This is a genomic window from Mycobacterium sp. (genome assembly GCF_035314665.1).
In the GTDB taxonomy this organism is placed as follows: domain Bacteria; phylum Actinomycetota; class Actinomycetes; order Mycobacteriales; family Mycobacteriaceae; genus Mycobacterium.
The window spans coordinates 20876-28004 of the sequence record NZ_DATFZD010000376.1 but is presented as its reverse complement, the minus strand read 5'-3'; the positions used below and the strand labels follow the sequence as shown (position 1 = coordinate 28004).

The following is a 7129-nucleotide window of genomic DNA, read 5'->3' as shown; positions in this document are numbered from 1 at the left end:
CCACTAGGTGTAGTGTTCCCGACACCGACAGACCCCAGGTTCGCCTGGTCGGCCGGGACGCGCCAACCGGCATCGCACGCCAGCTGACGCGGATCGGCAAGACGGGAATTCTGTGGCGCGGCGGTCTGCTGAAAAGCAGTGCAGATGCATTACCCCAGTAGTTGCCAGTTCGTGTCTTTTAGCCGCGTTGACAGAGGAGTTGGACCGCCCATGAGCGTCACCGTTTACACCAAGCCGGCATGTGTGCAGTGCAACGCCACCTACAAGGCGCTGGACAAGCAGGGCATCGCCTACGACAAGGTCGACATCACGCTGGACTCCGAGGCGCGCGACTACGTGATGGCGCTGGGATATCTGCAGGCGCCCGTCGTGGTGACCGGCAACGAGCACTGGTCAGGCTTCCGTCCCGACCGGATCAAGGGGCTCGCCGGTGCCGTGCTGAGCGCATAGCCGGCAGCAGCGCAGTAGGACAGGAGGAGATTGCCGTGCCGTCCTGCAGCCTGGTGTATTTCTCCAGCGTCTCGGAGAACACGCACCGCTTTGTGCAGAAGCTGGGTATCCCAGCGACGCGGATACCGCTGCACGGCCGCATCGAGGTCGATGAGCCGTACGTGCTGGTGCTGCCCACGTACGGCGGCGGCCGGGCCACACCGGACATCAACGACGGCGGCTACGTCCCCAAACAAGTCATCGCCTTTTTGAACAACGAGCACAACCGGTCGTTGATCCGCGGCGTCATCGCCGCGGGCAACAACAACTTCGGTGCCGAATTCGCGTATGCGGGCGACGTGGTGTCCCGCAAGTGCGGCGTTCCGTACCTCTACCGCCTCGAACTGATGGGAACCCCGCACGACGTGGAAGCCGTCCGCGCGGGTCTTGCTGAATTCTGGAAGGAACAGACGTGCCATCAACCGTCACTGCAGAGCCTGTAATCGCCGGAACGCACGGGTTGCCCGGCGAGACGGACTACCACGCGCTCAACGCGATGCTGAATCTGTATGACGCGGACGGCAAGATCCAGTTCGACAAGGACCGCGAAGCCGCCCACCAATACTTTCGGCAGCACGTCAACCAGAACACGGTGTTCTTCCACAATCAGGACGAGAAACTCGACTACCTGATCAAGGAGAACTACTACGAGCGTGAGGTTCTCGACCAGTACTCGCGCAACTTCGTCAAGACGCTGCTCGACCGTGCGTACGCCAAGAAGTTCCGATTCCCGACCTTCCTCGGCGCGTTCAAGTACTACACCTCCTACACACTGAAGACTTTCGACGGCAAGCGTTACCTCGAGCGATTCGAGGACCGGGTCGTGATGGTCGCGCTGACGCTGGCCGCCGGCGACACCACGCTGGCCGAGAAGCTGGTCGACGAGATCATCGACGGCCGGTTCCAGCCGGCCACCCCGACATTCCTCAACTCGGGCAAAAAGCAGCGCGGCGAACCAGTGAGCTGCTTTTTACTGCGCATCGAAGACAACATGGAATCGATCGGGCGGTCCATCAACTCCGCGCTGCAGCTGTCCAAGCGCGGTGGGGGAGTCGCGTTGCTGCTGAGCAACATTCGCGAGCACGGTGCGCCGATCAAAAACATCGAGAACCAGAGCTCGGGCGTCATCCCGATCATGAAGCTGCTGGAGGACTCGTTCTCCTACGCCAACCAGCTCGGTGCGCGCCAAGGCGCCGGTGCGGTGTACCTGCAGGCACACCATCCCGACATCTACCGGTTCCTGGACACCAAGCGCGAGAACGCGGACGAGAAGATCCGGATCAAGACGCTGAGCCTGGGCGTGGTGATTCCCGACATCACCTTCGAGCTGGCCAAGAAGAACGAAGACATGTACCTGTTCTCGCCCTATGACGTCGAGCGTGTCTACGGTGTTCCGTTCGCCGACATCTCGATCACCGAGAAGTACTACGATATGGTCGACGACGCGCGTATCCGCAAGACCAAGATCAAGGCGCGCGAGTTCTTCCAGACGCTGGCCGAGCTGCAATTCGAGTCGGGCTACCCGTACATCATGTACGAGGACACGGTGAACCGGTCCAACCCGATCGAGGGCAAGATCACCCACTCCAACCTGTGCTCGGAGATCCTGCAGGTCTCCACGCCGTCGTTGTTCAACGAAGATCTGACGTATGCCAAAGTGGGCAAAGACATTTCGTGCAACTTGGGTTCGCTGAACATCGCCAAGACGATGGACTCGCCGGACTTCGCCCAGACCATCGAGGTGGCGATCCGGGCGCTGACCGCGGTGAGCGACCAGACCCACATCTGGTCGGTGCCCTCGATCGAGCAGGGCAACAACGACTCGCACGCGATCGGGCTCGGTCAGATGAACCTGCACGGCTATCTGGCCCGTGAACACGTCTTCTATGGCTCCGATGAGGGCATCGACTTCACCAACATCTACTTCTACACCGTGCTCTACCATGCGCTGCGTGCATCGAATCGCATTGCGATCGAACGCGGTTCGAGCTTCAAAGGCTTCGCTCAGTCCAAGTACGCGTCGGGGGAGTTCTTCGACAAATACACCGACCAGATCTGGGAACCCAAGACCGACAAGGTGCGTCAGCTCTTCGCCGACGCAGAGATCCGCATCCCGGACCAGGACGACTGGCGCAGGCTGAAGGAGTCGGTGCAGGAACACGGCATCTACAACCAGAACCTGCAGGCGGTCCCGCCGACGGGGTCGATCTCCTACATCAACCACTCGACGTCGTCGATCCACCCGATCGTGTCCAAGGTCGAGATCCGCAAGGAAGGCAAGATCGGCCGCGTCTACTACCCGGCGCCTTACATGACCAACGACAACCTGGAGTACTACCAGGACGCCTACGAGATCGGCTACGAGAAGATCATCGACACGTATGCCGCGGCGACCCAGCATGTGGATCAAGGTCTTTCGCTGACGCTGTTCTTCATGGACACGGCGACCACTCGCGACGTGAACAAGGCGCAGATCTATGCCTGGCGCAAGGGCATCAAGACGCTCTACTACATCCGGCTGCGGCAGATGGCGCTGGAAGGAACCGAGGTCGAGGGCTGCGTGTCCTGCATGCTGTGAGGCCGCGACGGGTTTGAAAACAGCGGCGACGGCAATCCCATGGGTCTGGCTCGCATTACGCGAGACTGATCAAAGGAGTCGCTATGACTACCAGCACCATCGTATGGATTGTCGTCGTTGCGGTCGCACTATTGCTCATCGCCGCGATTGTCGCGTTCGCCAGCAGTAGCCGCCGTCGGCGCCGGCAAGCCGAAGCTCATCGCATCCGCGAGGAAGTTCTCGAAGACACCGCAAAGCTGAAACGCCGTGAAGCACTCGGCCAAGAGGCTGCTGCCAAGGCACGGGCCGCGCAGGCGGAGGCCGAAGTGAAGACGGCCGAAGCCGCGCGGCTGCAGGACCGCGCCGCTGGTCATCAGAGCGAAGCAGCGGCCGCGCGTGACCAGCTGGATGCAAAGGTGCAGCGAGCCGATGAACTCGACTCGCGCGGCGGCAAAGCCGACGATCCAGGCCAGCGCGAGCATCGGCGTGGTGAATCGGATCGGTCAGAAGGGGAACCCACCTCCGAAGCAGCCGAAGAGCGTTCCACCGCCACACACGACGCCACCTGACCCGGCCCCTGATCGCAGCGCAGCGGGTCTGCGCAGGTCAGCGGCTGCAACGCGGTACAGTGCTTGACGTGGTCAGAATCCCCCGACCTCCCCGACCCCACCCCAGCGTCAAGCCTGGGGTGAAGGTCGACGCGCGCAGCGAACGCTGGCGCGAACACCGCAAGAAGGTGCGCGGTGAGATCGTCGAGGCGGCCTTCCGCGCCATCGACCGGTTGGGTCCCGAGCTCAGCGTCCGTGAGATCGCCGAAGAGGCCGGCACCGCCAAACCCAAGATCTACCGGCATTTCACCGACAAATCCGACCTGTTCCAGGCGATCGGGGAGCGGCTGCGCGACATGTTGTGGGCGGCGGTCTTCCCGTCGATCGACTTCGCCACGAACTCGGTTCGCGAGATCATCCACCGCAGCGCAGAGGAGTACGTCAACCTGGTCGACGAGCATCCCAACGTGCTGCGGTTCTTCATTCAGGGCCGCTTTCCGGAGCAGTCCGAGTCGACGATGCGGACGCTGAACGAGGGCCGCGAGATCACGCTGGCGATGGCCGAGATGTTCAACAACGAGCTCCGCGAGATGGAACTCGATCCGGCCGCGTTCGAACTCACCGCGTTCGCTGCCTTCGGTTCGGCCGCGTCGGCCACCGATTGGTGGTTGGGGTCCGACCCCGACAGCCCGCGCCGGATGGCGCGCGACAAGTTCGTCGAGCACCTAACCACGATCATGATGGGGGTCATCGGCGGTACAGCTGAGCTGCTCGGCGTCAAACTAGACCCCGATCAGCCCATCCACAACGCGGTGCCCCGCGACTCTGCCGCGAGCTGAGCATCCGCGACGTTGACATCGCCGCGGGCATCGACAACACTTATCCGATACCGTCGGTACCAGATATTTGGGGAAGGAAGAGCGGCGCACATGAGCCGCGCCGGCGACAATGCAGAGCGAAGCGAGAGGAGGAGTGGCGCAAATGACCATTACCGAGTCGGCGACCCAGCCCGATGTGCAGGCTCCGCCCGTGCACACCCGCGCGGTGATCATCGGGACGGGGTTTGCCGGACTGGGGATGGCGATTGCGCTGCTGCGCCAGGGCGTGGACTTCGTCATCCTGGAGAAGGCTGACGAGATCGGCGGCACCTGGCGGGACAACAGCTACCCGGGCTGCGCCTGCGACGTGCCGTCGCACCTGTACTCGTTCTCGTTCGAACCGAAGGCCACGTGGAGCAAGCTGTTCTCGCCGCAGCCCGAGATCCTCGACTACCTCGAGGGCGTCACCGACAAGTACGGGCTGCGCCGCTACATCCGGTTCGGCTCGCTGGTCGACCGCGCGCACTGGGACGACAGCGAATACCGCTGGCACGTGTTCACCGCGTCCGGGCAGGAGTACGTGACGCAGTTTTTGATCTCGGGCGCCGGCGCGCTGCATATCCCGCGGCTACCATCCATCGAGGGCATGGATGAATTCAACGGCGCCGCTTTCCATTCCGCGCAGTGGGATCACAGCGTCGACCTGACCGGTAAGCGGGTCGCGGTGATCGGAACCGGGGCAAGTGCTATCCAGATCGTGCCGGAGTTGGTGCGCGACCGAGCCGGTGTGGCCGAGGTGCAGCTGTATCAGCGCACCCCGCCGTGGGTGGTGCCGCGGCCGAACAGTCTGCTGCCGGACGGGGTGCGCAAAGCCTTCGCGAACGTGCCCGGTCTGCGGCTGGCGGTACGGTCGGGAATCTACTGGGGGCTTGAAGGTTTGGGATACGCGATGACCCAACGCCCAAGCCTGCTACGTGGCGTCGAACTGGTCGGCAAGTGGAACATTCGGCGCAGCGTCCGCGATAAGGAGTTGCGGCGCAGGCTTACTCCGAGCTATCGCGCCGGCTGCAAGCGAATCCTGTACGCCGCTGACTACTACCCGGCGGTCGCCAATCCGAAGACGACACTGATCACCGATCGGATCACCCGCATCACTTCCAACGGCATCGTCACGGACGACGGCGTCCAGCACCCGGTGGACGTGATCGTGTACGCCACCGGATTTCACACCACCGACTCCTATACCTATGTCGATATCAAGGGCCTGCACGGCGAGGATCTGGTGGACCGTTGGAACCGGGAGGGCGTTGTGGCGCACCGCGGGATCGCCGTCGCCGATATGCCCAACCTCTTCTTCCTGTTGGGGCCCAACACCGGACTGGGTCACACCTCGGTCGTGTTCATGATCGAGTCGCAGATCCATTACGTGGCCGAGGCGATCGCGACGGTGGAGAAGTTCGGGGCGCAGGCGTTGGCGCCCAATCGCTCCGCTCAGGACCGGTTCAACACCGAGTTGCAGGACAAGCTGGCCGGCTCGGTGTGGAACACCGGCGGCTGCAGCAGCTGGTACCTCGACGAACACGGCGTCAACCGCACCCTGTGGAGCGGCATGACCTGGCAGTACTGGCGGTCCACCCGCTCGCTCAAACCCGCGGAATACCGGTTCTTCGGGGTGGGCACCGGCTCGTCGGCCAAGCGCCGGAAGGTCAGCGCCTGAGCAGATCCGCGAACGCTTTCGCGGCCGCGTCCACGCCGGCCTCGTCGTCGGTGGCCACCAGATCCAGCAGCAGGCCACGGGTGACGGCCAAACCCAATCTCGCCATCGCGGGATCGAACGCGGTGCCGACGACGGATTCGACCCCAGCGAGCCAGCCGCTGACCGCGCCGGGGACCATACGGTCAAACGGCTTCTCGCCCTGGGCTGCTCGGGCGTAGCACTCGAAGAAGAGGCGCTCCAAGTTCCGCAATTCGGGCCGGCGCAGGTCCGCCCACATGGCGGCGAAACCTTCCGCCGGATCTGTGGGCAGATCGCCGAGCAGGCCCATCTGGCGGCGCTCGACCTCTTCGACGATCGCCAGGATGAGATCATCGCGAGAGCCGAAGTGGTGCAATAGCATTCGGTGGCTGGTGCCGACCGCGGCGGCCACGTCGCGCAGCGATCGATCGCCGATGCCGCCCGCGGCGAACTCCTCGATCAGCGCGTCCAGCAGTTGCCGGCGCCGCTCCAGGTCAGGAGTGCGAACCATCGGCGCGGCTGAGCTCCTCGGAGCGGGCCTTGAGTCCTTGGGCCTCGAGTTCGAGGAAGCGCCTGGTCTTCTTGACCATCAGCCGCCCGACCAGCGCGCCGAGCACACCGCGCTGGTCGAGTTGCTGACGCACCAGGGTGCGGCCGCCGCGCTGTCCGGTGACGAAGTGACGGGCCGTCACTTGCACGCCCGGAGAGCGTTGCACCCACGTCCAGGACGAGCCCGGCTCGATCTCGGTGACCGTCCAGACCAGCTTCGACATGCCGGGCTGCTTGATCGTGAAACGTTTGCCGACGGCGAGGACCGGTCCGTCCCGCCCGGTCAGGGAGGTCACCGAGGCGGTCCAATCGGGCCAGTGCTCGACGTCGCTGAAGACATCCCACACCAGCTGTGGCGGCGCGTCGATCTCGATACTGTCTTCGGTAATCATGTACCAAATGGTACATGTCGAACCGGCGCGGTGCCTAGATC

At 63.5% G+C, this 7129-nt stretch carries 8 protein-coding genes; 6 read left to right on the top strand and 2 right to left on the bottom strand.

Translation table 11 applies throughout. The annotated features are described in order from the left end of the window. Nucleotides 1–210 precede the first annotated feature (210 nt). The 6 genes from VKI00_RS26915 (at nucleotide 211) to VKI00_RS26890 (ending at nucleotide 6129) form a co-directional block, all read left to right on the top strand. On the top strand, nucleotides 211–450 hold the full coding sequence (locus tag VKI00_RS26915) for a redoxin NrdH (protein WP_324443685.1): 240 nt from the start codon (nucleotides 211–213) through the stop codon (nucleotides 448–450). Nucleotides 451–485: 35 nt separating this feature from the next. Further along, the gene (gene nrdI / locus VKI00_RS26910) at nucleotides 486–932 is read left to right on the top strand and encodes a class Ib ribonucleoside-diphosphate reductase assembly flavoprotein NrdI (RefSeq protein WP_324443683.1); all 447 of its coding nucleotides are present in this window, start codon (nucleotides 486–488) and stop codon (nucleotides 930–932) included. After that, nucleotides 902–3067: a class 1b ribonucleoside-diphosphate reductase subunit alpha gene (gene nrdE, locus VKI00_RS26905; protein ID WP_324443681.1), complete on the top strand. Its 2166-nt coding sequence runs from the start codon at nucleotides 902–904 to the stop codon at nucleotides 3065–3067. The genes nrdI and nrdE overlap by 31 nt, the downstream gene beginning before the upstream one ends. An 83-nt stretch (nucleotides 3068–3150) precedes the next feature. Further along, entirely contained in the window at nucleotides 3151–3615 is a 465-nt protein-coding gene (locus VKI00_RS26900; RefSeq protein WP_324443679.1) for a hypothetical protein, read from the top strand. A gap of 77 nt (nucleotides 3616–3692) precedes the next feature. Then, nucleotides 3693–4433 carry a TetR/AcrR family transcriptional regulator gene (locus VKI00_RS26895; protein WP_324443697.1) on the top strand — a complete coding sequence of 247 codons (741 nt, stop codon included), beginning with the start codon at nucleotides 3693–3695 and terminating at the stop codon, nucleotides 4431–4433. 142 nt (nucleotides 4434–4575) lie between these two features. Beyond that, nucleotides 4576–6129, top strand: a complete 1554-nt coding sequence (locus tag VKI00_RS26890; RefSeq protein WP_324443677.1) for an NAD(P)/FAD-dependent oxidoreductase — start codon at nucleotides 4576–4578, stop codon at nucleotides 6127–6129. Here the strand turns inward: VKI00_RS26890 and VKI00_RS26885 are convergent. Together VKI00_RS26885 and VKI00_RS26880 are read right to left on the bottom strand one after the other, a co-directional pair. Further along, nucleotides 6119–6658 carry a TetR/AcrR family transcriptional regulator gene (locus tag VKI00_RS26885; protein WP_324443675.1) on the bottom strand — a complete coding sequence of 180 codons (540 nt, stop codon included), beginning with the start codon at nucleotides 6656–6658 and terminating at the stop codon, nucleotides 6119–6121. The genes VKI00_RS26890 and VKI00_RS26885 overlap by 11 nt on opposite strands. Beyond that, a complete protein-coding gene (locus VKI00_RS26880; RefSeq protein ID WP_324443673.1) occupies nucleotides 6642–7088 on the bottom strand; it encodes an SRPBCC family protein in 447 nt (148 codons plus the stop codon). The genes VKI00_RS26885 and VKI00_RS26880 overlap by 17 nt, the downstream gene beginning before the upstream one ends. Nucleotides 7089–7129 lie beyond the last annotated feature (41 nt).